1 protein-coding gene is annotated in these 1,005 nt (G+C 70.1%); it reads left to right on the top strand.

The window, feature by feature from the left end:
- A partial coding sequence (locus tag ACZ7L9_RS38125) for an ATP-dependent metallopeptidase FtsH/Yme1/Tma family protein (RefSeq protein ID WP_471422105.1) occupies nt 1-1,005 on the top strand: 1,005 nt, incomplete at both ends.

Below are 1,005 nucleotides of genomic sequence, written 5' to 3'. Positions count from 1 at the left end.
GGGCGCGTCGCTGTCGTACAGCCAGTTCGTCGGCAAGGTGAGCGTCGGTCAGGTCAAGACGGTCGACATCGACGACAAGGGCGCCATCAAGGGAACCCTCAAGGACGGTAGGAAATTCACCACGCGGATACCCACCGCCTTGGACAACAGCCGCCTGGAGCAGCAGTTGCAGTCCAAGAACGTGGAGATCACCGCGTCCCGGAGCAGCAGCGGCAGCCCCCTCGGGACACTGCTGGTGCTGTTCCTGCCACTTCTGTTCGTCGTCGCTCTGTTCGTGTGGACCGGCCGCCAGGCAGCAAGGACACTGGGCGGGGGGCTCAGCGCCATCGGGCGGGCCCGCGCCAAGATCATCGAGACCGAGCGGCCGACCACCCGCTTCGAGGACGTCGCGGGCTACGGAGGCGTCAAGCAGGAGATCAGCGAGATCGTCGACTTCCTGCGCAGCCCCGAGCGCTACGCGGTCGCGGGAGCCAAGGGGCCACGTGGTGTGATCATGGTGGGCCCGCCGGGCACCGGCAAAACCCTCATCGCCCGCGCGGTGGCCGGTGAGGCGGAGGTCCCGTTCCTGTCGGTGACCGGCTCCGCGTTCGTGGAGATGTTCGTCGGTGTCGGGGCCTCCCGGGTGCGCGACCTGTTCGCCGACGCGCGCAAACGGGCCCCCTCGATCATCTTCATCGACGAGATCGACGCCGTCGGCAGCCGTCGCGGCGGGGCTGCCCGACTGGGCGGCAACGACGAACGCGAGCAGACCCTCAACCAGCTCCTCGCCGAGATGGACGGCTTCGACCAGGCCAGCGGCATCGTCGTCCTGGCCGCGACCAACCGGCCCGAGGCCCTCGACCCGGCGCTGCTGCGCCCCGGCCGCTTCGACCGGCACGTGACCGTGCCGCTGCCCAACCAGGCCGAACGGGCGGCCATCCTGGCCGTCCACGCCCGCGGCAAGACCCTGGCACCGGACGTCGACTGGGACGCTGTCGCCCGGGCCACGCCCGGTTTCTCCGGCGC

It is taken from the genome of Streptomyces sp. NPDC111516 (assembly GCF_055635345.1).
Note: the sequence above shows the minus strand (reverse complement) of the source record. Positions and strands in the feature narration are given on the sequence as shown.